Origin of the sequence: Lachnoclostridium phytofermentans ISDg, from assembly GCF_000018685.1 — a bacterium.
In the GTDB taxonomy this organism is placed as follows: Bacteria; Bacillota; Clostridia; order Lachnospirales; family Lachnospiraceae; genus Lachnoclostridium; species Lachnoclostridium phytofermentans.
On record NC_010001.1, the window covers coordinates 2050424 to 2076564 of the forward strand.

The window sequence follows — 26141 nt, forward strand, 5'->3', positions numbered from 1 at the left end:
TGAAAAATGATACAGAAATCAAAAATAGATATAAAAGGGTTAAATTTCTATTATGATAAAAAACAGGTTATTAAAGAACTTAACCTAGAGATACCTAAAAATGAAATTTTGGCTGTTTTTGGTCCAGCCAACAGTGGTATAACAACACTGCTTCGCACATTGAACCGTTTGTGTGATTTGACTCCGGGAGCCCGTCAGGAGGGTGAAATACTTTTGGATGGGAAAAACATCTTTGCCCCGGACATTAATTTGACTGAACTGCGCCGCAGGGTAGGGATGGTCTTTGATGTACCAACACCTCTGCCTATGTCCATCTTTGACAATGTCGCATTGGGGCCTCGTATGGGCGGAATGAAAAGCAAGGCGGCTATAGAAGATGAGGTAGAAAAAGTTCTGCGTATGTCTGCCCTCTGGGATGATGTAAAAGATAGGCTGAATACTCCAGCAGCTAGGTTATCTGGTGGTCAGCAACAGAGGTTGTGTATTGCTAGGGTTTTGGCTCTTGAGCCAGAGGTTATTTTGTTAGACCGACCATGTTCGGCTCTTGACCCGATATCAACAGCCAAAATTGAGGAATCCTTAATACAGCTTAAGGAGCAATTCACCATTATCATTGCTCCACATACCGTTCAGCAGGCTGGGCGTATCGCTGACCGAGTTGCATTCATGCTAATGGGGGATCTAATAGAACAAGGCGCTACCGAAGATGTTTTTTCATTCCCTAAGGATAAGCGAACTAACGATTACCTTACCGGAAGATTTGGTTAAAATTCCGTATATTCTTTAAGTTTTTTGTAAAAGGAGATGAATATTTTGGTAAGAGAACATTTTGCACAGAAGATACTTGACGTTAAACATGATGTTTTAAGAATGGGAGCCTTGGTTGAGAACATTATTGACATGGCAGTTACTTCTTTTAAGGAACAAAATCTTGATCTTGCAAAGAAAGTTATTGAGAAAGATGACGAGATAGATCAATTAGAACTTGAAATTGAAAAGGAATGTATAATGCTTATCGCCCTTCAGCAGCCTCTCGCCAAGGATTTAAGGACAATTGCATCGGTTCTGAAAATTCTAACAGATCTTGAAAGAATGGGAGATAACGCAGTAAACATTGCAGAGGTTATACTTGAAATAGGCGATGAACCCATTACTAGGCCTCTTGTAGACATCATAAGGATGGCAGATATTTCTCAGGAAATGATAAAAATGAGTCTTGATGCCTTTGTAAATGAGGATATTGCCCTTGCAGAAAAGGCAGCTAAGAGGGACGAAGAGGTTGATAGTCTCTATGAAACAGTTATAAATGATATCCTTAACAACATCACAGAAATTAAAGGGCTTTTAAAACAAGGTACTAAACTTCTGTTCTTAGGACGGTATCTTGAGAGAATCGCCGATCATTCTACAAATATATGTGAAAGAACAATATACATGATTACAGGTGAGTTAAAGGAAATAAATTAGAGGCATGCCTCTAATTTATTTCCTTTATATATGTTATAAGAGTCTGGTCATTAGTTAAAAATATGCCGCCAAGGAACCACTGGGTCTTGGCGGCATGTTTGTTGTATACTAAAGGTATGTGGAGACAAAAGTCCTGTAGCTACAGTGAAACAACGAATAGATGGAAATTTTGCGGGTTTATTACCAAAACTAACATTTATTGATTGGAAGTCAGTTTATGAATTATTTGCTGATGTTGGGGATATTTTTCTATCAACTCATTTCTTTTAAATAACTCAAAGTCTCTAAATTCAAATCCAGGCGATACCATGCAGCCAACTAATGCATACCCTTCATTATTCATAGCGGAACCAAATATATAATCTTTGGGCACCAATACTTGGGGCTTTTCACCGTTTTCGATATCTAGCCCAAGCTGTTCAGTGAAAAGTTCTCCATTTGGACTAATCATATAAATAGTTAGCGGAGAACCTGAATGATAGTACCACATTTCATCAGATTTTAGTCTGTGAAAATTAGATACTTCTCCGTCTCTAAGTAAAAAATAGATACTTGTCCAAAGCATTCTTGAACCTTCAAAGTCAATTTTTAATTCTTTTGATGTTATATTTTCATCCGATGCATAAACTTCTTTATAAAAACCACCTTCCGGATGAGGGATCATGTTCAAGTTTTTGATAAAATAATCTGATGTATACATAGTGATGCTCCTTTTAATTTTTCCTTGTTTTATTAATATAAATGTAAATACCCAAGAAATAATAAATTCCTTGGGTATTATTGTGCCCTTTTATAGGTGAATGAAAGACACGGAACGCCAGCCACAAAAGTGACTGGCATTTCAATGAAACAATAGTCTTTAGCATCATTTCTTTAAGAAAGAGACAGTAAGGATATTATAACTTTAGTAATTCTACTGATTCCTCAGGTAGATCGGAGATTTCTGAATATATAATATCCCGGTAATCAATCCATTCTTTCTCATTCTCTTGAATACTTTGTACGGATGGTATTAGTAATTTACTGGTCTTGATGAATTCTTTCCTAATATCTTTTGTAACATTGTCCGTAGTCATACTATGAATAATACTGCCATTTAGAATATAAAACAGCTTATAACAGCCATTATCCATAGGAAGCTTTAGCAGAATGCTCCGTGAGGATAAGCTTTTATAGCCGTTTAATCCGTTTTTAATTATTTTAAAGCAAGATATCATATCCCTGTAGATAGAGGCCATTTCGAACCGATATGAATCAACGGCTTCCACTAATTTAGACTGCAGGGTATTAACTAATAAGAGAAGATTGTTTTCTGATGCAAGAAGTTCTAAAAGTACTGCCTTATTTTGATTAAATAGATCCTTTTCCATGGCAATGGGAAATATATGATATTCAAACTCATACTGGTCGCCGTTTCTTGTAATCGGATAAATATTCTTTAACTTAACTAGAAATTCGCTTATGGTGAATTTGCTTCTGAAGGGGCCATAGCAATGATCTGTTCTTTCTTCCATTACGGATAGGGAATTATATTTATTATAGTCCTCTACTTTAATAAAAAAGTAGTTCAGGTCATTTTTCATCTGGGCATTGAATCGAGGCTTATATTCCTTTATTAAGGAACACTCTAATAATCGGGCTTCCAGATGAGTATCGGTAACAACATACTCAATATCCTTGACCATCGGTACCATCCGAGTTACCTTGTCCCATTTTGGTGTTTTGACAAAATAGGATTGAACTCTTTTTTGCAGGCATTTACTTTTTCCGATATAAATAATAACACCTCGGGAATCCAGCATTTTATAAATTCCTGGGAGTTTGGGAATCTGCTTTAGTTTATCACTTGTAATGTATTTATGATCCATTTCTTCACCTTAACATAATCAAAATCAGTAATCTTTGTTAATAAATATGTATTTTATCATAGCATAAAAGAAGTAGCAAGTCTATGATCTAGAGGTATCCCTGGTTAGATTTCACTTCCTTTTTAATAGAAAACATATAGGATTACTCAATGAAATTGTTGCCTTCCGACGATTATTTTTCAGGAAAAGGCGATACAGTACAGCAAATTCTCCTGTTACTTCACTTCTGTTACTATAAAATAAGGTATACTATACGTCCGGCGTGTAGCGCGTTATCTGTTGGATCAGGAACCGACTTGGGTCAATCTGTCATTCAGCACCTCCTTGTATACAGACATATCCCGTTCGCCAATAATGGGCTCTCCTATAATTTTTCCCGCCGAGTCAACAAACAGTGTGGTCGGATAGGCAATCATATTATTGTCAAGGTACTCCTTAAGTGAATTGTCAGGCACGATGCTTGTAAAAGAGACACCTGCGTCCTTGGCAATTTTTTTAGCCAGTTTTAAAAGCTCTTCATCTTTTACATCACCTACAATGGAAATCAGCTGGGTACCCGCCGGCATGTCTTCGCTCATCTTCTGCAGATCAGGCATTTCCTTAATGCATGGCTGGCAGAAGGTAGCCCATATATTGATCATTGTTAGTTTATGCCCCGCAAAAATGGAATTATCAACAGCTTTGCAGTCGAGATCATTTGCAGAAAATGCACCTAGGTCGCCTACCGTAAATGTCGCAGGTTTTATACTTGCCTTTATGGCTGGGAGCATTTGGACGATCTCGTCATAATCTGCCTTCATATTGGAATCAAAGGCGGAGGTGTCAACTATGGGCTGTGCGTATATATATACGGTGCCGTCTTTCCGGCAGATTTCCTCCGAGGTCTCACACTTCGTGATGTCCGCGGCCCTTTTATTGGAACTCATCCATCCATCCCACTTTTCCGCAGGATATTCCAGAACTTTGAACGGGCAGTATTCACCCTTTTGAGGCATGAAGAATATATCCAAATGGTCGGAAGGGTCGGTTTCAGCCTTGGGAATATCCTTCTCCAATAGAGAAAGATCGCCAAACATCACTTCATATTTGCCTGGTATGATGGTTTGGTTGTCGAGATATTTGATCGGCAGCTTTAGCGTGATTCCCATACCATCTTCCGTATAGTCCTTATAATCGGTATAATCATAGTTTTCTTCCTGACGCACCGTACTTTGGTCATTTTTTGAAGTTTCACCTTGTGTGCAGCCAGCTAAGAGTACGGTGAGCGTGAATGTGCACAAGAGAACTGTAAGAATCTTACTTATAATATTTTTTTTCATGTTTTTCCTCCGAAAATTTATTTGAGTGTTTTTTCTACTTGGATTGCATTTTGAGGGCATTTATTCTTACATAAACCGCAGCGGATACATTCCGTATGGTTTGGCGTTTTCACGGGCTCCACATTCATAGGGCAGATTTTGCCGCATATCCCGCAGTCAGTGCATTTGTTCCGGTCTATGTAATAGCGATAAAAGCTAAAACGATTGAACAGTGAGTAAAAAGCGCCCAACGGACATAAATATTTGCAAAACGGTCTGAATATCATCATAGAAGAAAGAATTACAACCGCTAAAATAAGTATTTTCCATGAGAATAACCAGCCGATGGTGGCTTGCAGAGGCTTATTCATGCTAACTAGTGGGATACCGCCCTCCAAGGTACCTGCGGGACATAAATACTTACAGAAAAACGGAACCGTGGATCCGTAGGAATCTGCTGCCAATAACGGCAACAGTACTACAAGGATGGCTAACACTAGATATTTGCCAAACCGCATGATCCGTTCAAGTTTTTGTGGGATTTTGAGTTTAAGAAGGGGGACTTTGTGTAAAAGATCCTGTATAAACCCAAAAGGGCAGAGAAATCCACACAAAAGCCTTCCAAACAATATTCCCATAAGAGCTAAAAATCCAAGTACATAAAAGGATATGCCGTAAATCGAACTTCCTGCCGATACCTGGAGGGAGCCGATAGGGCAGGCCCCAAGAGCTCCGGGACAGGAATAACAATTAAGAATCGGCAGGCAGAGGTTTTTGCTTTTTCCAGTGTAAATCTTACCCTTCCAAAATCCGGCGACATTTGCGTTCATCAAAACGGCAGACAAGCACTGGATTATTGTACGTTTAAATTTTTTAACCAATACCAATACACTCCAGACATATGTTTATTGCTTTATTAAACACTGCTTCATACTCCCAATTCAAAGTACCAATCACCAGAAGCGAAATAGCTAAAAAAAGTATTGAATATCGCGTAAATCGTATGTTCATTTTAATTATCATAGAACCCTCCTTCTTTTTGAACAGAATATTATCGCCGACATTTTGATGTTAGCAGGCGGTTGTTACTTAGCTGCGTAAAAGTTGTGTCAAAGATGTAATAACGGCAGAACTTTTTTAACAACGATAATCTTCCTAAGTATTGGAAGAGGAGCTATCAACGAACGTAAGGTAAACTACCTTATCTTCTACGAAGGTTTTTTTACCGCATACTCAGAAGGCTCTATTTCTGGCTGGTGGATACTGTCGTTCTCCTGTCATCTACTTGTGAATGTCCTCCTTAAAACCTTACAAAATCTGTTGTAAGGTTAAGGATGTCTCCTCGATTTATGCGACAAAAAACACCAGCCCGCACATTCAGCATAACAGTCAAATGTTATTTTACTGTTCGATTAGTTGTATCAAAGCTGTCGGTTCTTCTGGGGGATAATGCCAATATAAAATTTACAGCTCAGTAGAAAAGAGTTATACTTATTAATAGAACTGTCGTATTGGTGTAAAAGGAAAAGATATCAGTTTTATATAAGCGTGTTAACATCTTTGAGACAACTTAGTGTTATTCTTTAATTAATTATCTTTATAGCATAGAAAGGCTGGTGGATCACTTGCTGAATATTTTGATTGTAGAAGACGAGCAGGCAATCAATGAATTAATTTATTTAAATTTGAGCGATGAAGGATACCGCTGCACGCGTGCCTATGACGGGGAAGAAGCGGCCAACCTCATAGAAAATTATAACTATGACCTGATTTTACTGGACATCATGCTACCGAAAATCAATGGATATGAATTATTTGATTATATACACCCATTGGGTACACCTGTAATTTTTATCACCGCCAAAAGCGATATCAATGATCGAATCCGGGGGTTGAGACTTGGGGCTGATGATTATATTTCCAAACCGTTTCAGGTGGGAGAACTGCTAGCACGTGTGGAGGCAGTCATTAGGCGTTTTGGAAAAAGCGAAAGAAAAATTGAGCTGTATGGCGTAACGATTGATTTAAATTCCCGTGAGGTACGAAAAGACGGCCAACTAATTGAGCTGACCGTGAAAGAGTTTGAATTGCTGATTCAGTTAATTCAAAATAAAAATGTAGCGCTTCGACGCAGTTGGCTATATGAGCGGGTGTGGGAAGGTGAATTCACAGGCGAGACACGGACGCTTGATACACATATCCAGCGTCTGCGGAAAAAGTTGGAATGGGAAGATCGTATCAAGACAGTATTCCGAATTGGCTATCGGCTTGAGGTATTGAAATGAAGCTGTTTGCGAAAATCTTTCTCTGTGCAATGATCGTCCTCAGCATCGCGTTGTCCCTGTCCGGTTATCTGCTCATAACGTTGTCATACAAAAATGCGGTTGATCAGGAAACGCAGCGCACAATGGATCAGTATCAGTATATCAAGTTTCTGCTTCAGGCCGACCTTCTAAATCGACGGGATCAAACCGATAAAAACAATTTATCTGATCCGATTTCTGCAAGCTTTTCAAAGCTCGCAGGTCAGAATTTGCCCGGCTTATCAAGCGGCGGGAATTACATTTCTGTTTTTGGTGAAGATAAGATGTCCATATATTCGACCTTTCCCTCTAATCCGGATTTCAATATATCCGACTACGACTTAAATCAAAAAATCGTCAATAAAATAGAGCAAATTGGGGACAGGACCTATGTTTTAGTGCTCGGTAAGATCACGCAGAGCGGCCAGACGGTTTATCTCTTGACCGCAACCGATATTCAGGCCGTTATCGACCAAAAGGAAGAAATGGTCCGGAATTACGGTACGATTTATTTCGTAACGATAGGCTTTGGCATTATTCTGGTTATGATCTTTTCCGCTTTGCTGACCGGTCCAATCCAAAAGATGTCGGCGGCTGCAGCCAGGGTCGCCCACGGTAATTACAGTGAACGGCTTAAGGTTTTTTCTAATGATGAAATGGGAGAACTTTCAAGGAGGTTCAATACGATGGCGGAAACAATTGAGGATAGAATCGCAGAGCTTTCAAATGCTGCAAAGCAGAAAGAGGATTTTGTCTCCAATTTTGCCCATGAACTGAAAACGCCTTTGACATCGGTCATAGGTTATGCAGATATGATCTATCAGAATCCATTGTCTCGAGAGGATACCAGAAAAGCGGCGGCACACATTATGGACGAAGGCCTCCGCCTCGAGGCACTCTCGCTCAAGCTGATGGATCTGATCGTTTTAAACCGGCAGGATTTTATCCTTGAGGAACTTCCGGCGGATGAGCTCCTGCAGAATATTGCGGATACGCTGAGGCCGTTGTTATTAAACGAAAATATAAAATTCAAGTTGGAAACGGTGAAAGCCTATATCAGAGTCGACTATGACCTTTTCAAAACGCTTCTGCTCAATCTCGTAGACAACGCGGTCAAAGCGGGAAGCGCGGAAATTAGCTTGACTGGGGAAATTACGGCGAACAGCTATCGCATCGGCATTTCGGATAACGGGCGCGGTATTCCGGCAGACGAGCTGGACCGCATCACAGAGGCATTTTATATGGTGGACAAGTCCCGATCCAGAAAACAGCACGGTGCAGGCCTCGGCCTTTCGCTTGCTTCAAAAATAGCTCAAATACACGGCAGCCGGTTGGAGTTTGAAAGTGTGCAGGGAAAGGGAACGACGGTTTCTCTTCCTTTACCGTTGGAAGGTGGTGGATTGGGTGCTTAAGCGACATATACTTACAGCGGTTGCTGCCGTTTTCTCGATGCTTATTGTGTTCGGGTGCTGGATTTTAACAAATGAGCTGTTGAATCGGCAACATTTGGGCCTGATGAATACTGTGCATACCGTCAGCGTGATGGAACCTCCGGAAGCTGAATTAGGTGCCGAACCAGCAAAGGTTACTCTGAGCACTCAGGAAATTGCGAATATTCTCAAAGTTTGGCAATCAAGCCAGACACAGCATTATCATGATCCGTATGATGGCCAGCTAACGATGGAAGAGGCGATCAAGGCGGCAAATTCCGGGTTGTCGCATTTTTGTGAAAGCGGCGTTTTACCGAAAGAGCTCCTCGAGAGTGATTTCACGCAGACAAATGCGTTTTTATTCGATGTACAGGCTCCCATAGTAGTCCCCCCGGAGGGTTTACCCGCCTCGAACCCGGCGTACAGCTTCTGGTCGGTTAGTGTGAGCAATCGTGGAGTATCGATACTGCTGACACTGAACGCGTACACGGGCCAAATTTGGTGGGCAGAAATCCGCTTGATTACTCAGACGCTTGATTTTAACAGTACTAACATATTGGATTTGCTTGAAGAATATGAAGCCTATCTCGGACTTTCCGACAGCGGATCATTAAATAGCAATAGCGACTATGCGACCAAAAGTTATGAAAATAATCATATTGGAATAATTGTGTATAAAAAGACGGGTGAATCCGGTCACTATGAATTGCTGAATTTTTCTCTGAATCAAAACGTTAGTTGACAACCTGGACACAGCTCTCGGACAACTGCGAGACATCTCCCTGTTATGATTTGAAGCGTAAATTTTAACAGGGAGGTTTTTATATAAAAATATATTTGTTCCTTTGAGGTATAAGGGCCAGTGATGTTTGACTTGTTAATTTATAACTGGAGCTAATGGGAAAACTGGTCGTGCTATAATTAAGGCGGATACTTGGTCGAAAGCTAAATGATTTTTTATCCTTCATTCTTAGAACATCGAGAAGCAAAATATAGCAATACAAGTATCAATTTGTTTAGAATGAGTTTATGAAAATGAGTTATAATTAAATTGAGGTGATGAAGCATGATTCATATTCTTGTTGTAGACGATGACAAAAATACGAGAAGATTTATGAAAGCAGTGTTAGAAGAAGAACAGTATATTGTATTTACAGCTTCCAATGGAGTGGAAGCTTTGGATATTTTAGATACTACTCACATTGATTTGGTTGTGTTAGATATTATGATGCCAAAGATGGATGGCTATGAATTTACGGAGATTTTGCGCAGCGTACAAAATGAACTTCCTATATTAATGGTTTCGGCGAAGCAACTTCCTGCTGATCGAAAAAAAGGATTTCAAGTAGGAATCGATGATTTTATGACAAAACCTGTGGATGCAGAGGAAATGGTACTACGCATTAAAGCACTGTTACGTCGTGCTAAGATTACAAGTGAACGAAAAATAATGATTGGAAATGTAGTACTTGATGAAGACTCTTTATCGGTAACACGAGAGGGAGAAACACAAGTACTCCCACAAAAGGAGTTTCAGCTTCTATTTAAATTATTATCTTATCCTGGTAAGATATTTACAAGGATTCAGCTTATGGATGAAATCTGGGGGACAGAGAGTGACTCGGGTTGGGAAACTGTAACTGTACATGTTGGCCGGTTACGTAGGCGATTTGAGGGTTGGCCAGAATTTCAAATTGATTCAGTGCGGGGGCTAGGATATAAGGCGGTGAAGTTAGTATGAGAAAGTTTATAAGGAAACATGAGGGGCCGAAAAATCCTCCACCAGTGATATTAACGTTAGTATTTGCTATTTTGGTTTTTGTGATATTGGGGATTACTATGGTGATTGTAGGCTCTCTTGTGGTATTATTAAATAAACTGCAAATTATAGAAAGCCTTAATGCACCCAATATTTGGATCCCAACTATCTGGTTTGCATCGGCTAGTATATTAATCGGGACTGTAGTTGCTATTATTATTAGCCGTATACCCTTAAAGCCAATTAATACAATCATTCATGGCATGAATCAATTAGCCAATGGAAAGTATCAAACACGAATAGATTTAGGACATGTATCGATTGCCATGGACGTATCCAATAGTTTCAATACACTTGCAGAAGAACTAGAAAATACAGAGATGCTTCGCTCTGATTTTGTCAATAATTTTTCTCATGAATTTAAAACACCAATTGTGTCAATCTGTGGGTTTGCTAAGTTATTACAAAGGGATACGATTGCGAAAGATAAGCAAAAAGAATATTTAAGTATTATTGTGGAGGAATCTACAAGACTTTCTGAGATGGCAACCAATGTACTTAATTTGACCAAAGTTGAGTATCAAAGTATTCTGACGGACATTTCTGGGTTTAATCTCTCGGAGCAATTGCGAAACAGTGTATTAATGTTAGAGAATAAGTGGATGCAAAAAGGAATCTCTATTACTGTAGAATTAAATGAGTATTATATTGAAGCATGTGAAGAACTATTAAAGCAAGTTTGGATTAACATTTTGGATAATTCCATTAAGTATTCACCAACTCATAGTGAAGTTGAGATTGAATTGATAGAAGAACATGATTTGATTACGGTATCCATCATTAATCATGGGCCAGAGATGAGTAAGGAAGAAATTAAGCGTATTTATGATAAATTCTGGCAAGGGGATACCTCTCATGCCTCGGAAGGAACGGGAATTGGTTTATCCATTGCAAAACGAATTGTAGAACTTCATAAAGGGAAAATTAATGTAGATAGCTCGAAGGAGCAAACGAAATTTTCTGTTATGATACCAAAAAGAGTTATATAATAGATAGATTAGAGTAATTGTTCTGGGACAGTTGCTCTTTTTTTTATGTGTTAATTAAAATGTATGAGGAGTTTAGTTTCAGTTTCGCTTTGTGTGATATGATATCCATGCTTACAGAAAGGGGAATCATATGATTAAATTATTTAAAAATTTAACTAAAAAAGAATGGCTATTTGTGGGTATCAGCTTTGTGTTTATTATAGCACAGGTATGGTTGGACCTAAAATTACCAGATTATATGAGTGAAATTACAATGTTGGTGCAGACCGAAGGTAGCACAATGACTGAAATCTTAACTGCGGGAGGAAAGATGTTAACATGTGCACTAGGAAGTCTTGTTGGTGCTGTCATTGTTGCTGTACTAGCCGCAAAAGTTGCTTCCAACTTCGGTGCCAGACTAAGAGGTCATCTATTTGATAAGGTGCAGTCCTTTACGATGGAAGAAATCAATAGATTTTCCACATCAAGTTTGATTACAAGGTCCACCAACGATATTACACAAGTGCAAATGCTTGTTGTAATGGGCTTACAAGCTATGATTAAAGCACCTATTCTAGCAGTATGGGCAATTATGAAAATTAACGGTAAGAGTTGGCAATGGACATTGACAACAACACTTGCGGTATTGGTCCTATTAGTAGTTGTTGGTTGTTGTGTAATTTTAGCAATGCCTAAGTTTAAGAAGCTTCAAAAATTAACGGATGATCTAAACCGAGTAACGAGAGAGAACCTTACTGGTCTTCGGGTTGTTCGCGCATATAATGCAGAAGAATATCAAGGTCGTAAATTTGAAAAAGCAAATACAGAATTAACTGGATCCAATTTATTTGCTAACCGTGTAATGGCTATGATGCTACCAAGTATTCAATTAGTAATGAGTGGTTTATCCTTAGCAATTTATTGGGTGGGAGCGATTCTAATTCAAGAAGCTAGTATGATGGATAAAATGACGTTATTTTCAGATATGATAGTTTTCTCCTCTTATGCAATGCAAGTGGTTATGGCATTTATGATGCTAATTATGATTTTTATAATGTTACCTCGTGCTTCCGTTTCTGCAAAACGTATTCTAGAAGTATTAGATACAAAACCAACTATTGTAGATGGACAGATTATGTCTTCAAAAACAAGATGCAAAGGTGAAGTGGAATTCAAAAATGTAAGTTTTAAGTATCCAGATGCCGAGGATTATGTAATACGTAATGTAAGTTTCACTGCAAAAAAGGGAGAAACGGTAGCATTTATCGGTTCCACTGGATGTGGTAAAAGTACGGTAGTGAATTTAATACCACGTTTTTATGATGTAACAGAAGGGGAAGTTTTAGTAGACGGAATTAATGTGAAAGAATATAGCCAATACGCACTTCGTAATAAAATCGGGTATGTATCCCAAAAAGCAACGTTATTTGGAGGAACTATCAAATCCAATGTTGCCTTTGGAGATAATGGGAAGGATGGATATCTTGCTACTGATATTATAGAGGCAGTTAGTACTGCCCAAGCAGCTGAATTTGTAGAAGCAAAAGAAGAAAGCTATGATAGCTTTGTAGCGCAAGGTGGTGCCAACTTATCTGGTGGACAAAAACAAAGAGTATCTATTGCCCGAGCGATTTGTAGACATCCAGAAATATTTATTTTTGATGATTCCTTCTCAGCGCTAGATTATAAGACAGACCGTAAATTACGTGATGCATTAAAACTTGAGTGCGCAGATGCTACCAAACTGGTCGTAGCACAACGTATTGGAACCGTTCGTGATGCAGACAAAATTGTAGTACTAGATGAAGGGGGAATAGTGGGAATTGGTACACATGAACAATTAATGAAAACATGTGAAGTTTATCAACAAATTGCGTACTCACAATTATCGAAGGAGGAGTTAGCATGAGCCATAAAGAAGAATATAAATTAGGGCAATCTAATCGTAGAAAACAAATGGGACCACCAGGACCAGGTATGGGCGGCGCTGGTGAGAAAGCCAAAGACTTTAAAACAACATGGGTAAAGTTACTTAAGTATTGTAAAAAATATTGGGCAGTTATGGTAATTGCGTTAAGTTGCGTAGTGATGGGTACTGTATTAACGTTAATTGGTCCTGACAAATTATCAGAACTTACTGATTTGATTACAAAGGGAATTGTTACTGGAATCGATTTAGATGGTGTTGCTAGAATTGGTTGGACATTGGTAATATTTTATGGACTTAGTTTTCTGCTGTCATTAATACAAGGTGTGGTGATGGCTACGATTACACAAAATGTATCGAAACAGTTACGTGGAGATATTTCTGCTAAGATTAATCGTTTGCCGATGTGGTTTTATAATAAGACAACAACAGGAGATGTACTTTCTCGTGTGACGAATGACGTAGATACCATTGGGCAATCTCTAAATCAAAGTGTGGGGACATTAGTTTCTGCTATTACTTTATTAGTTGGATCTTTGATTATGATGTTAAAGACAAATGTATTTATGACAATTACAGCGATTGTTGCAACTTGTATTGGATTTGTATTGATGATGCTTATCATGGGAAAATCACAAAAATACTTTGTACGTCAGCAACAGCATCTAGGTGAAATCAATGGACATATTGAAGAAATTTATGATGGGCATACCATTGTAAAAGCTTATAATGGTGAAGCCAAAGCACGAGAGAAATTTGTTTATTTAAATAATGAACTTCGAGAAAGTAATTTTATGTCTCAATGTTTATCAGGGTTAATGATGCCTCTGATGTCGTTTATTGGTAACTTCGGTTATGTCGCAGTTTGTGTAGTTGGTGCCGTTCTTGTAATGAATAACACGATTTCCTTTGGAGTAATCGTGGCTTTTATATTATATGTAAGATATTTTACACAACCATTAAGTCAGCTTGCACAAGCTGCCCAGTCTTTGCAATCGGCTGCAGCAGCAGGAGAACGTGTGTTTGAATTCCTTGAAGCGGAAGAAATGGAAGATGAGTTGGCAAAGACAAGAAAGCTTGAAAATGTGCAAGGTAAGGTTGATTTTGAACATGTAAATTTTGGCTATGAAGGTTCTGATAAAGCAATCATTAATGATTTCTCGGTTTCCACCAAGCCAGGTCAAAAAGTTGCAATTGTTGGCCCAACTGGAGCAGGGAAAACTACCATTGTAAATCTTTTAATGCGTTTCCATGAAATACAAAGTGGAACTATTAAGATTGATAATATTCCTGTTCATCAGTTACGACGTGAAGATGTTCATGAACAATTTTGCATGGTACTTCAAGATACGTGGATTTTTGAAGGAACGGTCCGTGAAAATCTAGTATATAGTACAGAAAATGTTTCTGAGCAAACGTTAGAAGAGGCATGTAAAGCAGTTGGCTTGCATCATTTTATACGTACGCTTCCACATGGATATGATACGATGTTAAATGATCAATTGAGTCTATCGGCAGGACAAAAACAGCAGCTTACAATAGCGAGAGCCATGATTGCAGACCGACCAATGTTAATTCTTGATGAAGCTACAAGTTCTGTAGATACTCGTACTGAGTTAATCATTCAAAATGCTATGGATGAGTTAATGAAAGGACGTACTTCATTTATTATTGCTCATAGGCTATCAACTATTAAAAATGCGGATTTGATTCTTGTTATGAAAGATGGTGATATCATAGAGAGCGGAAACCATAACGAATTAATGAAACAAGGCGGATTCTATGCAGACCTATATAATAGTCAATTCGATGCGGCGTAATAAAATAATAAATAATTATATGATGCACTCATTTAAGTTAATGAGTGCATTTTGCTGTTGTAATATGTATTTTCTTTGTAGTTTTATATTTTTTGGTATATACTGGAGGAGAATAATAGGATTATGTAGTGTTTTAAAGATGAAAATACTCTTTCCTATTAGCAATCAAGGTCAAGAAATAGAATTCCTTATGAGATATACTTATGTCATTGGGAGGTGAGAAAATGGATGAGACTGAAACTATTATGTCGGTACAACGCATGCAAGAATATATTGATGTAAATATTTTAAGAAAAATCACAATAAAAGAATTAGCTGTTGCAGCAGGATATTCACCATGGCATGCTGCAAGACTGTTCAAAGAAGTTACCGGTAAGGCACCATTTGAGTACATTCGTGCATTAAGACTTACTAAAGCGGCATTAATACAACGTGATAGTAATGAAAAAATAATAGATGTAGCGATGGATTTTGTGTTTGATTCTCACGAGGGATTTACGAGAGCTTTCTCAAAGCAATTTGGTATGACACCAAGCAAATATAGTCAATACACACCGCCAATAAAATTGTTTATGCCTCAGAAAGTTTTCGATACCTACCGAGCATTTCATAAAGGAGGAAAAATGATGAGTGAAGCAAATATTACTAAATCTATATTTGTTCAGGTGATTGAGCGTCCTTCACGAAAGGTTTTGCTAAAGAGAGGAAAAAATGCAATCGACTATTTTGAATACTGTGAGGAGGTAGGTTGTGATGTGTGGGCAGTTCTTTCAAGTGTAAAAGAAGCGATGTATGAGCCAATTGGAATGTGGCTTCCAAGGCATCTTAAGGGCACCAGAAGATGCACCAAGATTTCAGCTTGCACCAATGGGATACAGAGGGTATATTGAAGCACGTCCTGTTAAAGCAATAAGCTAAATATTTAATACAAAAGTTGTCTTATGCTTTGGCTTACTTGTCCGCCAAGGAAGGGATTGCGGCCATTCCGGTGATGAATTGGGAAAAGTATTCTTCCAAAACCGGAAGGCCAATCGGCAGACCAAAATACTATATTTAAGTATACGTCTTTGTTATTAGTTTCCATAGAGTATCTATCAGTACATCGATCTCTCTGTAGGTATTATAAAAAGCTAATGAAATTCTGGCTGTGCTTTCTACGCCAAATCTTCTTAAAATTGGTAAAGAACAATGATGGCCTGTACGGACTGCAATCCCTTCTTTATCCAACATCTGTCCGATGGATTCTGTGGCAATACCGTTTAGTGTAAAAGAGATGACTCCAGCTTTTTCTGAGGCTGTTCCTATGACAGACAGTCCGGGAATATTACGTAAGGCATCAGAAGTATACGACAAAAGACTATGCTCATATTTAGCAATATGATCCATTCCTATATGCTGCAGATAATCCACGGCAGCACCTAGTCCCACAGCGCCTGCTATATCGCCTGTACCCGCTTCAAATCTTTGGGGTGTCAGTTGATAAGTAGTTTTTTCGAATGTTACATTGTCAATCATATTTCCGCCGCCTTGATAGGGCGACATTTCATTTAACGTATCCTTTTTACCATATAATATGCCGATGCCTGTGGGTCCAAATAGCTTATGACCTGAAAAGACAAGAAAATCACAGTCTAAATCATTAACATCCACTTTAAAATGAGGTACTGCCTGAGCAGCGTCGACCAAAACTTTTGCTCCATATTGATGTGCCATAGCAACAATGTCCTTAATGGGCGTTATTGTGCCAAGAGAATTGGATACATAGGAAGCGGCCACAATTTTTACTTTGGGTGACAACAGCTTCTTATATGACTGCATATCTATCTGTCCGGTATCATCGACAGGTATAATACGTAGTACAGCGCCTGTTTCCGCGCAAAGCATTTGCCAGGGTACAATATTAGCATGATGTTCGAGACAGGAAACGAGAATCTCGTCATCCTTATTTAGGTTATGTCTCCCATAAGATGCTGCTACCAGATTAATACCTTCCGTAGCACCTCGTACAAAAATAATTTCTTCGTAAGAAGAAGCGTTTATAAAATGTTTAATTTTGTTTCTCGCCGCTTCATAAGCATCTGTAGCCGTAGCAGCAAGGGTGTGTGCGCCTCTGTGGATATTTGAATTTTCGTGTTCATAGAAATAGGAAAGGCGATCTATAACAGGCTTAGGTTTTTGGGTTGTTGCGGCATTATCAAGCCAAATCAAGGGTTTTCCATGAACCTTTGTTGAGAGGATCGGAAAATCGTTTCGCAGCGCGTCCACATCAAATGTAGATGCATGTATTGGTGATTCATGACCTTCAGACTTATAAACACTTAAGACATCAATAATTGCATTTTCATATTCACTCCATGAACAATACGTTTGCATAAGTTCAATACTCATAATAATTACCTATCTCCACATCTTCCAGTACGGCAATGGCGTCATCTGTTAAAACAGCAGCCGAACAATAAATCTTAAGTAGATAGGTCCCGATGCCTAAATTATCAATTCCCATGAATCTAACCGATAGTCCCCTGGATTCCTCTCCCGGGAGCCCTCCTTGATGAAGTCCTATGACACCCTGTTTTTGCTCGCCGGTACGGATAAGCAGTATATTGGTTTTACCTGATTTCATTTCAGGTTTTCTAAGCCCGTCAACCAGAAGTTTATCAGTTGGGAAAATTGGTATCCCTCTCCATGTTATAAAATGTGAGTTGTACAGATTAACAGTAACAGGAGGAACACCTCTGCGTGTGCATTCGCGGCTAAAAGCGGCAATAGCTGTTGGATGGGCCAGAAAAAAAGAAGGCTCTTTCCACACTTTTGCAATCAGCTCATCCATATCGTCAGGTGTTGGATAGCCCTTTAACGTTTGAATGCGTTGGGAAGGGGCAATATTATTAATTAAGCCATATTTCTTATGGTTAATCAGCGAACTCTCTTGTCTTTCTTTCATGCTTTCAATACCTAAACGCAACTGTTCCTTGATTTGATCATAGGGTTTACTATAAAGGTCCGAAACTCTTGTATCAATTTTGATAATGGTTGAAATTGAGTTTAATATATATTCTCTGGGATTTGGTTCATAATCTATAAAACTCTCGGGAATTTTATTATCATCTTCATCCTGGGAACAAAGTACATCCAAAAGCGTTTCACCTTGTCTTACCTTATTTAACCTGAATATACCAGTATCCAATGATTTCCATTCCAACAGCCTTGTCAACCATCTTGGACTTATTGCGTCATACTGAGGGGCAGTTTTCGCTACATCGGCAAGATTATAAGCAGTATCAGCAGATAGCGCATCATTTTTTGTGTTTATATATTCCATATAATACTCCCTTATAAAACATAACATTTTTAACATTTTTTCCAAATATTATTAATTTTATACAAAAGTTAAGATAGTACAAAATATAAAGGCTGGATAGCAGTCCTGTTACCCAATGATTGTGCTTGTCTGCTCTAGTACCTGCTTTAGGCCCTAAACCAAATTTTCCTGATTATCTACAGGATCATAAAATTTTTAAAAGAAAATAAAAGCCACAATTTACCTGACAGGAGTGTAAATGACATCAGGCAAATTGTGGTTGAAATTAAGGGAAAAGGGCTGTATTTTTTTGCACTAAGAAAATGTAATTATAAACAGATTATTTAATATCTATTTGGTAAGCATAGGATCGCCAAACCTTGTGAACCCAAATTCGGAAGTTGTGTGTTGCTGAAAACTTGCTTTCGGATTAGTTTGCCTTCTCGGCCAGTGATGAAAACGCTGATGGATCCCTCATTTCCGTTTAGTACATACAGATAATTGGTACAAACACCACTATCAATTGGTGCACCAGACCCATCTTTCGTGTTATAAACAATATTTGAAACGCTCACATGTCCATCATATTCAACTTCATACGTTGTTATTGTGTGGCTGCCAGCATTGGAAGTATAGGCAAAACGTCCGTCTTCAGATAGTGCAACCCAACAGGTAGCTGATTGAAAATTCAAAATGGATGAACTGATTACAGAAAGTGTTCCATTATGATTAACTTTATAAGAAGATAATGCATTTGTTCCAGCCTCCGTAACCAGTAAAATTTCATTTGTAAAGAAAACAGAGCCAAAAGGTCCAGCACCGCTAGAATTACTGACGATAGGGCCGGTGAGGGATCCGTCTGGTTGAACGGTAAATACACTGATTAGGTTAGTGCTCTGCTCGGAGACTGCTATTTTTTTACCGTTATAATTGATGACAATGCATGTTGGATTGGCATTTTTTGAACTCAATGATTTAGTAGAGCCAATGATTTCGAAAAGCTTGCCGTTTTCGTCCACCTGAAAACCAGTTATATTGGACGCAATGCTGCTCCCATTGCCTGCATTTGTCACATAGAGAAGATTACTTTGAGTTGTTAGGCTTTTTGGGAAGAAACCGCCGGATTGTTTCACGTCTGCAAGAATCAGGGTTCCCGAGTTGGTGATTTTGAAGCTAGTGATACTATTGCTACCTGCGTTCACGACGAAGAGGAAATGTCCGTCATCTGATAGTATGATTGATCCCTGTGATCCAAGGGGATCAACAGCTTGGGCACCAGTGCCTTTACCGCCTGTTTTGTAAGCCTTAACAAATGTAAGATTATCACCGGAATCATGACGAATAGCTACAACTTCATTACAATCAGCAGCATTCGACATAGAATAAACCATGTATCCATGCCTACAATCTATCATATCATACATTATTTTACCACTCCTTAAACGATTTGTTTTTAATAAGAATAAGTACGCATTTGGCGACGTCTTATTGGTATCAATATATTCAATTTATTTACTAAAATGCCAAAATATTTATTGACCTTCAAGTAGGGGTAGAGCAAGACCATCAGCTATGCCGGTGGTTTCTATTGAACCGCTACTGCCGGAATCGCATGAGTGGTGTGAGAGGAGGTAGCTGAAATAATCAACTACCTCCTACTATTTATAATGTGATAAAAAAAGTGCATCAGCGACATAGCCGAAATAACCATGTAACTTGATTTCGATTATCCTTATATCGGCCTCGGAAGCTCCACATCAAATGATTGGGTTGTAACGAAAGAACTTGCATAAAATTACATTTTATGCTAATATAAATTTGTAAATATTTACCATATTATGCATGCAGTATTTTTAAATGCTAAGGGCTTCGAGGGTGGTCTTGATTAGCATTTCCTAGTAGCATAGTAGTGTAACAACTCTGAGTTGAGATGTATATTGTTAATCAATCTGAAAGGAGGAACACATATGAAACGAAAAGTGAATTTATTACTAGCTCTTATATTGTGTTTTACGTTTGCATTTCCTGCAACTAATGCACTGAGCGCAACTACCAGATATGAATGTGAGAATATGACCCTTGGCGGTCAGTACGCCGGAAAAATTAGTTCGCCGTTCACTGGAGTCGCTTTATACGCTAATAATGATTACTGCCAAACCGGTAATATTACCTGGAACAATACCCAGAAGACTATTAGTATCAGGGGGAGTTCAAGTAATTCGAATACCGCTACAGTGGTTGTGAAGATGAACGGAAATGAAATGGGTAAGGTGAATTTCACCGGTACTACTCCTACGGTACAGTCCTTTACCTGCACCCCGCAATCCGGTTCCTACCCGGTCCAGCTTATTGTGACCAACGATAATGGGACTTGGGATGTCTACGTGGATTACTTGGAGATCAGCGATACCAGTAGTGGTGGAGGCGGCACCAGCGGTAATGTTTATCTTACCTTTGATGACGGACCACTTAATGGAAACTCACCAACCCTGATTAATAACCTAAAAAGTGCAGGATGCAGCCAGGCCACTTTATTCGTCTGGGGTAACAGGATCAGCAGCAACCAGACTGGCTGGAATGCCTACTTAAATTCCGGATTTAGCCTCCAGAATCATAGCTGGACGCACTCGCATATGACCAGCTGGAGCTATCAACAGGTCTATAACGACCTCCAACAATGTAACCAAGCTATCCAAAACGCCGGGAAACCAAAGCCTACGAAGATAAGGCTTCCTTATCTCGAGAGCAACTCAACGATACAGCAAGCTTGTTCAGCACTGGGCCTGTCGATCGTCAGTCCTAATGTTGACACTCAGGACTGGAACGGCGCCAGCACACAGTCAATCGTTAATGCTTGCAACAACTTGCAGGCCGGTGGTAACCCGTTGATGCATGATGGATATCAGACGACTAACTCGGCTATAGCCACCATCGTTTCGAATCTAAGGAACCGTGGTCTCGGTTTTGCACAATACTAAACTGTAATGGCATAAAAAGCCGCCTGTTTAAAGCGGGCGGCTTTTTATCTACAATTTTGGACATGTAATCGGATACCTATAAATAATCTAATATATTGATTAAGATAGGCTCCTTCTCACAATCCAAGGAGAAAAGATTTCTCAATTAAGGAGAAAAACATGAAAAAGATTTATCTATCTCTATTGCTTGTGCCATTGTTATTGCTTGCAGCATTCTTATTAGTTCCTAAAAAAACGTCCTCTGCACCATGGATACAAACCAATGGACCATACGGTGGTTATATTCATTGTTTCGCAATTGAGGGTAAGAATATATATGCCGGAACGGAAGGCGGTGGCATTTTTCTTTCCAGCGATGGTGGTACAAGCTGGAATGAGATCAATTCAGGATTGACAAATAAGAATGTCTATTCCCTAGCTGTAGGTGGTACTAATATCTTTGCCGGAACCGGCAGCGGTGTTTATATCTCCTCCAACAACGGAGAAAGCTGGAAGTTGATCGATTCAGAATTAACCAATACGATTGTCCTATCTCTTGTCATAAATGGCACAGATATCCTCGCCGGAACCAGCAGCGGTGTTTTTCTTTCTGCCGACAATGGCACAAGTTGGAGAAGTATTAATTCGGGTTTGACATCCGCTAATGTCAATTCTATAGTCATAAGCGGAGCAAATATCTTTGCCGGAACTCAGGATGGCGGTATTTTTCTTTCTACCGACAATGGTAGTAACTGGAGTCCGGTTAATTCAGGTTTAACAAACCCTCATATAAATTCGCTCGCTATAAGCGGCACTACAATCTTTACCGGATCATATGGTGGCGGTGTTTATCTTTCTGACAATAACGGAAAGAGCTGGAAGGCTGTTAATGAGGGCTTAACAAACAAGTACGTCAATTCTATTGCCGTAAGTGGAACGGATATCTTTTCCGGAACTGAAGACGGTGTATTTCTTTCTTCTGACAACGGAAATAGCTGGAGTGGTGTTAGTTCCGATATGACAAATAATTATATTTTTACTCTTGCCGTAAGTAATACTAATATCTTCGCTGGAACTAATGGCGGGGGTGTTTATCTTTCTACAGACAGCGGCACTCATTGGGATGCTATTAATTCCGGTATGGCAAATACTCATGTTGGAGCTTTTGCAATGAATGGTACCTCTATTTTTGCCGGAACGAATGGGGCAGGAGTATTTCACTCTGAGAACAACGGTGAAAGCTGGAAGGAGATCAACTCCGGTTTGACGAACCCTTATGTCTTTTCGATAGCTGTAAGCGGCTCTAATATCTTTGCTGGAACCAATGGCAGGGGTGTTTTTCTCTCCAGCGACAATGGTTATAGCTGGAGGGAGGTTAATTCCGGCTTGACAAACCAATACATATATTCTCTTGTCGTCAGTGGCTCTAATATCTTTGCCGGAACCTTGGGTGGAGGTGTTTTTCTCTCTACTAATAATGGTATAAGCTGGTACCCGGTTAATTCGGGTTTGAACAACAATTATGTCGGTTCTCTTGTCGTGAGCGGCTCTAATATTTTTGCCGGAACTTTTGGTGGTGGAGTATTTCTTTCCACCGACAACGGTGCAAGCTGGAGTGCAGTCAATTCAGGGTTATCAAATACTCAGATATTTTCTCTTGCTATGGACGGAACCAATATTTATGCAGCAACTCCTGGCGATGGTGTTTTTATATCCACCGACAACGGTACAAGTTGGCGACCGGTTAATTCAGGTCTGACAAGCACACAAATCGATTCTCTAGTCGTCAGGGGCACAACAATCTTCGCCGGAACCTATGGCGGCGGAGTTTTTCATTCCACCAATAATGGCACTAGCTGGAGTGAGGCTGATTCAGGATTATTAAATATTGATGTTTATTCTTTTTGTATAAGCGATACGAATGTCTTTGCCGGAACGAATGGCTGGGGTGTCTGGAAACGGCCATCAAATTGAGTCTCCAGAGGAAGAAAGAGATAAAAGCCTTTCTTCCTTTTGGGTTAGTAAAATATATGCTCAACTAGGAAAAACTAATTGGAATATCAGAAAATAAACCGAAATAATCCTGTAAAAACAATTAAAAATGAACAAAACGGCCATTAATTTGACTATTTTGCACGTCTATGCTAAGCTAGATGAAACAAATCCGAATATCTTTATGGTAGTGGGGGAACCAATTTCAGGGGTGAATCTTAGTATTTTAAGAGGGGCAGCTTGGGAGCCCTAATCCGTCAGCTAATCCCATAGGAGAATACCAAGCGAATGACGAAGCTCAGTATGAGTTAGTTTATCCGCTTTTTTGATGTGCAAAAATATACTAATAGGGAGGCTCATAGTAGGAGAGTGTCAATATTTGCAAAAAGCGTTAAACTTGTCTAAGGTTTAATATTATTATTTGGAGGAAAAAATTGAATTTACTATTGAAAATCAGTATTGTGATGCTTGTTGGAATTATAGGCGGGAAGGCAGCCAAAGTTTTTAAACTTCCCAATGTATCCGGATATTTGGTAGCAGGATTATTTTTAGGACCCTCATTTTTAAAATTTATTGGTTCAAGTGATATGGAATCATTTTCTGTAATAAATGAATTAGCCTTAGCGATAATTGCATTTAGTATAGGAAATGAATTTGTTATTAAAGATATGCTAAAATTAGGGAAGTCCATCGTAATTATTACCCTAGCAGAGGTTGTCGGAGCAGTTGTTATTGTTTTTTCGGTTATGTATTTTTTACTAAATCAACCTTTTGCATTTAGCATTGTAATAGCATCTATGTCAGCTGCTACGGCACCGGCTGCAACTTTATTAGTAATAAGGCAGTATAACGCTCATGGACCATTAACAAGAACAATATTACCGGTAGTTGCTTTAGATGACGTTTTTGGAATAATAGCGTTTGGAATTGCCATGTCTTTGGCTAAGTTAGCGACTGGACAACAGGATTTTTCCATAGGGCAAATGCTTAGCGGATTGGTTATTGAGATAGGCGGTTCCATTTTACTGGGCTTGGTTCTGGGATTGTTGCTTACTATTATATCAAAGAAATCCAGTGGTCGTGACGAACTTCAGGCTGTCGCTTTAATGGCGATTGGCATCGCAACAGGAATTTCGATTAGTTTAGGATTATCACCTTTATTAACATGTATCATGATGGGTACTACAGTAGTAAATGCTTTTAAAAAGTCAAAAAGAGTTTTTGATTCGATCAATGACTTTGCATCTCCGGTCTATATCTTATTCTTTACATTAGCGGGTGCCAGCTTGGATCTAAGTATCTTAGTCAGCGTTGGAATTGTGGGGGTCGCTTATGTGATTGCAAGAGCCGGGGGAAAAATGCTGGGTGCATGGAGCGGTGCGAAAGCGGTAAAAGCCGATCCAAAAGTTACGAAATACCTTGGCTTAGGGTTACTCCCTCAAGGTGGTATATCGATTGGTCTTCTTGTTCTGGTTCGCCAGCAATTACCGGAATTCGCCGTGGCTATTGGTACTATTATCATGTTTAGCGTTCTAATTTATGAAGTAACAGGTCCTATATTTGCTAAGATTGCGATACAAAAAGCCGGTGAAATTGAAGGACTAAATAAGAAGAATGAAAAATTTAGCAATAAGAAAAATAATGTTTCTCAAGTTGCGCAGTTTAATGATTAATCAAATTAATTAAAATATAAAACTGAGGTGGAATTATGCATGTTTTGTTCATTGTATTAAATGATGTTGATAGTATAGATGATATTTTATCTGGTTTTGTAAGGGAAGGGATTAGTGGCGCAACCATATTGGACAGCCAGGGAATGGGAAGTGCTATTGTGAATAATGATAACCGGAATGTTCCTCTATTTAGCACATTACGCATGCTTCTAAGCGACTCACATCCCTATAGTAAAACGATTTTTACCGTCCTTGAAAATGAGAAGATGGTTGATAAGGCGGTAGCAGTAGTTCAGGAAGTTGCGGATGGCATTTCAAGTACTGGGGTAGGATTTATGTTTACCGTTCCCATCGGTAAAGTTTATCAGATGAAATGTGAAGACTAATCGAATGATATAGCAAAAGACCCTAGTTCGTAATCCGAACATAGGTAAATACACCGCACCGATGGGCAGAAAATAAAGGCTATTCTAGTATAAATAAACCTGTGGTAGCGTTTAAAATCATATTGAAAACCTATTGAAAAGCTTGCCTGATCTGCTATAATGGAATATGGTTAGTTGATGCTAACTTGAATCGAAACACAAGGAGTGGATGAGAATTATGATAAAAGTAACAAGCGTGAGTGAAGAAAAAATAAGAGAAATCGGGGAAAAAATAGGTCAGGCTTTCTGGGCTGAGAACTGCGGGGTGGCAACGCTTTTTTCAGAGAAGGAATGTATCTCATTCTTTCGTATCATTACGCAAGTTTGTTACCGTGCAGGTTGCCTTTATACAACCTCTGATAATATGGAAGGTTTTGTGGTGTATTACAGGAAGAAGGAGAAGCCGGCCCTTCGCTATCAGATGCAGATGCTGCGTTTGTTTCTGAAAGAAATACCAATGTCAACATGGCTTCATTTTCTGAAAAACCAAAGAGGATGGAAGGGCTTTGAAGCGAGGTGTAAAAAGGAGCCGGACTATGTGTGCGTATTCATGCTAGTGGTGTTAAAGGAGTTCCAGGGAAAGGGATTTATGCGGCAGATGCTTCATGACCCCTTTGCAGTAGCTAAGGAAAAGCATATTCCCTGCGTGCTGGACACGGATACCCTGTTAAAAACGCAAAAGTATCAGCACTGCGGCATGAAGATTGTAGTAAGAAACGATATTCCGATACGTTTACCATGTATGCGATGGAATATAGGTAATACTATGATATATAAGTGTTAATAAGAAGGTGTTTGAAATCTACTTATAAGTAAATAATGAAATAGTTAAACTGATTGATAGAAGATTAAGGGCGATTATTGGGATTATAAACAAGAATACATAGTGAAAT

At 39.0% G+C, this 26141-nt stretch carries 23 protein-coding genes and 1 riboswitch; of the genes, 15 read left to right on the forward strand and 8 right to left on the reverse strand.

All coding sequences use genetic code 11. From position 1 onward, the window contains the following. The first annotated feature begins 6 nt into the window (after window positions 1-6). A complete protein-coding gene (locus CPHY_RS08660; RefSeq protein WP_012199696.1) occupies window positions 7-768 on the forward strand; it encodes a phosphate ABC transporter ATP-binding protein in 762 nt (253 codons plus the stop codon). A 36-nt stretch (window positions 769-804) separates the two neighbouring features. Continuing rightward, entirely contained in the window at window positions 805-1467 is a 663-nt protein-coding gene (gene phoU / locus CPHY_RS08665) for a phosphate signaling complex protein PhoU (protein WP_041703386.1), read from the forward strand. 196 nt (window positions 1468-1663) lie between these two features. Here phoU and CPHY_RS08670 read toward each other — a convergent pair whose 3' ends face one another. From CPHY_RS08670 to CPHY_RS22635, 5 genes are all read right to left on the reverse strand, one after another. Continuing rightward, on the reverse strand, window positions 1664-2167 hold the full coding sequence (locus CPHY_RS08670) for a cupin domain-containing protein (RefSeq protein ID WP_012199698.1): 504 nt from the start codon (window positions 2165-2167) through the stop codon (window positions 1664-1666). Window positions 2168-2363: 196 nt separating this feature from the next. Beyond that, entirely contained in the window at window positions 2364-3335 is a 972-nt protein-coding gene (locus tag CPHY_RS08675; RefSeq protein ID WP_012199699.1) for a GIY-YIG nuclease family protein, read from the reverse strand. Between the two features lie 284 nt (window positions 3336-3619). Beyond that, entirely contained in the window at window positions 3620-4654 is a 1035-nt protein-coding gene (locus tag CPHY_RS20755) for a TlpA family protein disulfide reductase (RefSeq protein WP_012199700.1), read from the reverse strand. A 17-nt stretch (window positions 4655-4671) separates the two neighbouring features. Continuing rightward, complete coding sequence (locus CPHY_RS08685) at window positions 4672-5514, reverse strand: 4Fe-4S binding protein (RefSeq protein ID WP_242657976.1); 843 nt, start codon at window positions 5512-5514, stop codon at window positions 4672-4674. Beyond that, complete coding sequence (locus tag CPHY_RS22635; RefSeq protein WP_085953442.1) at window positions 5507-5656, reverse strand: CD1871A family CXXC motif-containing protein; 150 nt, start codon at window positions 5654-5656, stop codon at window positions 5507-5509. The genes CPHY_RS08685 and CPHY_RS22635 overlap by 8 nt, the downstream gene beginning before the upstream one ends. 602 nt (window positions 5657-6258) lie before the next feature. Here CPHY_RS22635 and CPHY_RS08690 point away from each other — a divergent pair. The 8 genes from CPHY_RS08690 (at window position 6259) to CPHY_RS08725 (ending at window position 15790) form a co-directional block, all read left to right on the forward strand. Next, complete coding sequence (locus tag CPHY_RS08690; RefSeq protein ID WP_012199702.1) at window positions 6259-6918, forward strand: response regulator transcription factor; 660 nt, start codon at window positions 6259-6261, stop codon at window positions 6916-6918. Continuing rightward, entirely contained in the window at window positions 6915-8348 is a 1434-nt protein-coding gene (locus CPHY_RS08695) for a sensor histidine kinase (protein ID WP_012199703.1), read from the forward strand. The genes CPHY_RS08690 and CPHY_RS08695 overlap by 4 nt, the downstream gene beginning before the upstream one ends. Next, window positions 8341-9108, forward strand: coding sequence for a hypothetical protein (locus CPHY_RS08700; RefSeq protein WP_041703388.1), 768 nt, complete (start codon window positions 8341-8343; stop codon window positions 9106-9108). The genes CPHY_RS08695 and CPHY_RS08700 overlap by 8 nt, the downstream gene beginning before the upstream one ends. Before the next feature lie 324 nt (window positions 9109-9432). Continuing rightward, window positions 9433-10107 carry a response regulator transcription factor gene (locus CPHY_RS08705; protein ID WP_012199705.1) on the forward strand — a complete coding sequence of 225 codons (675 nt, stop codon included), beginning with the start codon at window positions 9433-9435 and terminating at the stop codon, window positions 10105-10107. Further along, window positions 10104-11174 (forward strand): sensor histidine kinase, encoded by a 1071-nt coding sequence (locus CPHY_RS08710; RefSeq protein WP_012199706.1) that lies wholly within the window; start codon window positions 10104-10106, stop codon window positions 11172-11174. The genes CPHY_RS08705 and CPHY_RS08710 overlap by 4 nt, the downstream gene beginning before the upstream one ends. A 130-nt stretch (window positions 11175-11304) precedes the next feature. Next, window positions 11305-13062, forward strand: a complete 1758-nt coding sequence (locus CPHY_RS08715) for an ABC transporter ATP-binding protein (RefSeq protein WP_012199707.1) — start codon at window positions 11305-11307, stop codon at window positions 13060-13062. Continuing rightward, window positions 13059-14900 (forward strand): ABC transporter ATP-binding protein, encoded by a 1842-nt coding sequence (locus CPHY_RS08720; protein WP_012199708.1) that lies wholly within the window; start codon window positions 13059-13061, stop codon window positions 14898-14900. The genes CPHY_RS08715 and CPHY_RS08720 overlap by 4 nt, the downstream gene beginning before the upstream one ends. Before the next feature lie 224 nt (window positions 14901-15124). Next, entirely contained in the window at window positions 15125-15790 is a 666-nt protein-coding gene (locus tag CPHY_RS08725) for a helix-turn-helix domain-containing protein (RefSeq protein WP_012199709.1), read from the forward strand. A gap of 163 nt (window positions 15791-15953) precedes the next feature. On the opposite strand, the gene CPHY_RS08730 is transcribed toward CPHY_RS08725, so the two are convergent. The 3 genes from CPHY_RS08730 to CPHY_RS08740 all read right to left on the reverse strand — a co-directional run bounded on the left by CPHY_RS08730 (window position 15954) and on the right by CPHY_RS08740 (window position 19616). After that, a complete protein-coding gene (locus tag CPHY_RS08730) occupies window positions 15954-17288 on the reverse strand; it encodes a cysteine desulfurase (protein ID WP_012199710.1) in 1335 nt (444 codons plus the stop codon). Beyond that, window positions 17278-18222, reverse strand: a complete 945-nt coding sequence (locus tag CPHY_RS08735; protein ID WP_012199711.1) for a family 2A encapsulin nanocompartment shell protein — start codon at window positions 18220-18222, stop codon at window positions 17278-17280. Before CPHY_RS08735 ends, CPHY_RS08730 begins: the two co-directional genes overlap by 11 nt. Before the next feature lie 323 nt (window positions 18223-18545). Next, complete coding sequence (locus tag CPHY_RS08740; protein ID WP_049762471.1) at window positions 18546-19616, reverse strand: lactonase family protein; 1071 nt, start codon at window positions 19614-19616, stop codon at window positions 18546-18548. A 552-nt stretch (window positions 19617-20168) separates the two neighbouring features. Here CPHY_RS08740 and CPHY_RS08745 point away from each other — a divergent pair. The 5 genes from CPHY_RS08745 (at window position 20169) to CPHY_RS08765 (ending at window position 26032) form a co-directional block, all read left to right on the forward strand. Continuing rightward, a complete protein-coding gene (locus tag CPHY_RS08745; RefSeq protein WP_012199713.1) occupies window positions 20169-21179 on the forward strand; it encodes a polysaccharide deacetylase family protein in 1011 nt (336 codons plus the stop codon). A 159-nt stretch (window positions 21180-21338) separates the two neighbouring features. Continuing rightward, complete coding sequence (locus CPHY_RS08750) at window positions 21339-23132, forward strand: WD40/YVTN/BNR-like repeat-containing protein (protein WP_012199714.1); 1794 nt, start codon at window positions 21339-21341, stop codon at window positions 23130-23132. A gap of 178 nt (window positions 23133-23310) precedes the next feature. After that, a riboswitch (cyclic di-AMP (ydaO/yuaA leader) is annotated at window positions 23311-23442 on the forward strand. A gap of 142 nt (window positions 23443-23584) precedes the next feature. Then, a complete protein-coding gene (locus CPHY_RS08755; protein WP_012199715.1) occupies window positions 23585-24823 on the forward strand; it encodes a cation:proton antiporter in 1239 nt (412 codons plus the stop codon). A gap of 35 nt (window positions 24824-24858) precedes the next feature. Next, on the forward strand, window positions 24859-25209 hold the full coding sequence (locus CPHY_RS08760; RefSeq protein ID WP_012199716.1) for a hypothetical protein: 351 nt from the start codon (window positions 24859-24861) through the stop codon (window positions 25207-25209). 217 nt (window positions 25210-25426) lie between these two features. Beyond that, window positions 25427-26032 (forward strand): GNAT family N-acetyltransferase, encoded by a 606-nt coding sequence (locus CPHY_RS08765; protein ID WP_049762334.1) that lies wholly within the window; start codon window positions 25427-25429, stop codon window positions 26030-26032. Window positions 26033-26141 lie beyond the last annotated feature (109 nt).

What these genes read in the sequence shown, in the direction of transcription:
- CPHY_RS08660 (WP_012199696.1), top strand. Translation starts at nt 7, where the DNA reads ATGATACAGAAATCAAAAATAGATATAAAAGGGTTAAATTTCTATTAT.
- phoU (WP_041703386.1), top strand. Translation starts at nt 805, where the DNA reads ATGAATATTTTGGTAAGAGAACATTTTGCACAGAAGATACTTGACGTT.
- CPHY_RS08670 (WP_012199698.1), bottom strand. Translation starts at nt 2,167, where the DNA reads ATGTATACATCAGATTATTTTATCAAAAACTTGAACATGATCCCTCAT.
- CPHY_RS08675 (WP_012199699.1), bottom strand. Translation starts at nt 3,335, where the DNA reads ATGGATCATAAATACATTACAAGTGATAAACTAAAGCAGATTCCCAAA.
- CPHY_RS20755 (WP_012199700.1), bottom strand. Translation starts at nt 4,654, where the DNA reads ATGAAAAAAAATATTATAAGTAAGATTCTTACAGTTCTCTTGTGCACA.
- CPHY_RS22635 (WP_085953442.1), bottom strand. Translation starts at nt 5,656, where the DNA reads ATGATAATTAAAATGAACATACGATTTACGCGATATTCAATACTTTTT.
- CPHY_RS08695 (WP_012199703.1), top strand. Translation starts at nt 6,915, where the DNA reads ATGAAGCTGTTTGCGAAAATCTTTCTCTGTGCAATGATCGTCCTCAGC.
- CPHY_RS08705 (WP_012199705.1), top strand. Translation starts at nt 9,433, where the DNA reads ATGATTCATATTCTTGTTGTAGACGATGACAAAAATACGAGAAGATTT.
- CPHY_RS08710 (WP_012199706.1), top strand. Translation starts at nt 10,104, where the DNA reads ATGAGAAAGTTTATAAGGAAACATGAGGGGCCGAAAAATCCTCCACCA.
- CPHY_RS08715 (WP_012199707.1), top strand. Translation starts at nt 11,305, where the DNA reads ATGATTAAATTATTTAAAAATTTAACTAAAAAAGAATGGCTATTTGTG.
- CPHY_RS08720 (WP_012199708.1), top strand. Translation starts at nt 13,059, where the DNA reads ATGAGCCATAAAGAAGAATATAAATTAGGGCAATCTAATCGTAGAAAA.
- CPHY_RS08725 (WP_012199709.1), top strand. Translation starts at nt 15,125, where the DNA reads ATGGATGAGACTGAAACTATTATGTCGGTACAACGCATGCAAGAATAT.
- CPHY_RS08730 (WP_012199710.1), bottom strand. Translation starts at nt 17,288, where the DNA reads ATGAGTATTGAACTTATGCAAACGTATTGTTCATGGAGTGAATATGAA.
- CPHY_RS08735 (WP_012199711.1), bottom strand. Translation starts at nt 18,222, where the DNA reads ATGGAATATATAAACACAAAAAATGATGCGCTATCTGCTGATACTGCT.
- CPHY_RS08740 (WP_049762471.1), bottom strand. Translation starts at nt 19,616, where the DNA reads ATGATAGATTGTAGGCATGGATACATGGTTTATTCTATGTCGAATGCT.
- CPHY_RS08745 (WP_012199713.1), top strand. Translation starts at nt 20,169, where the DNA reads ATGAAACGAAAAGTGAATTTATTACTAGCTCTTATATTGTGTTTTACG.
- CPHY_RS08750 (WP_012199714.1), top strand. Translation starts at nt 21,339, where the DNA reads ATGAAAAAGATTTATCTATCTCTATTGCTTGTGCCATTGTTATTGCTT.
- CPHY_RS08760 (WP_012199716.1), top strand. Translation starts at nt 24,859, where the DNA reads ATGCATGTTTTGTTCATTGTATTAAATGATGTTGATAGTATAGATGAT.
- CPHY_RS08765 (WP_049762334.1), top strand. Translation starts at nt 25,427, where the DNA reads ATGATAAAAGTAACAAGCGTGAGTGAAGAAAAAATAAGAGAAATCGGG.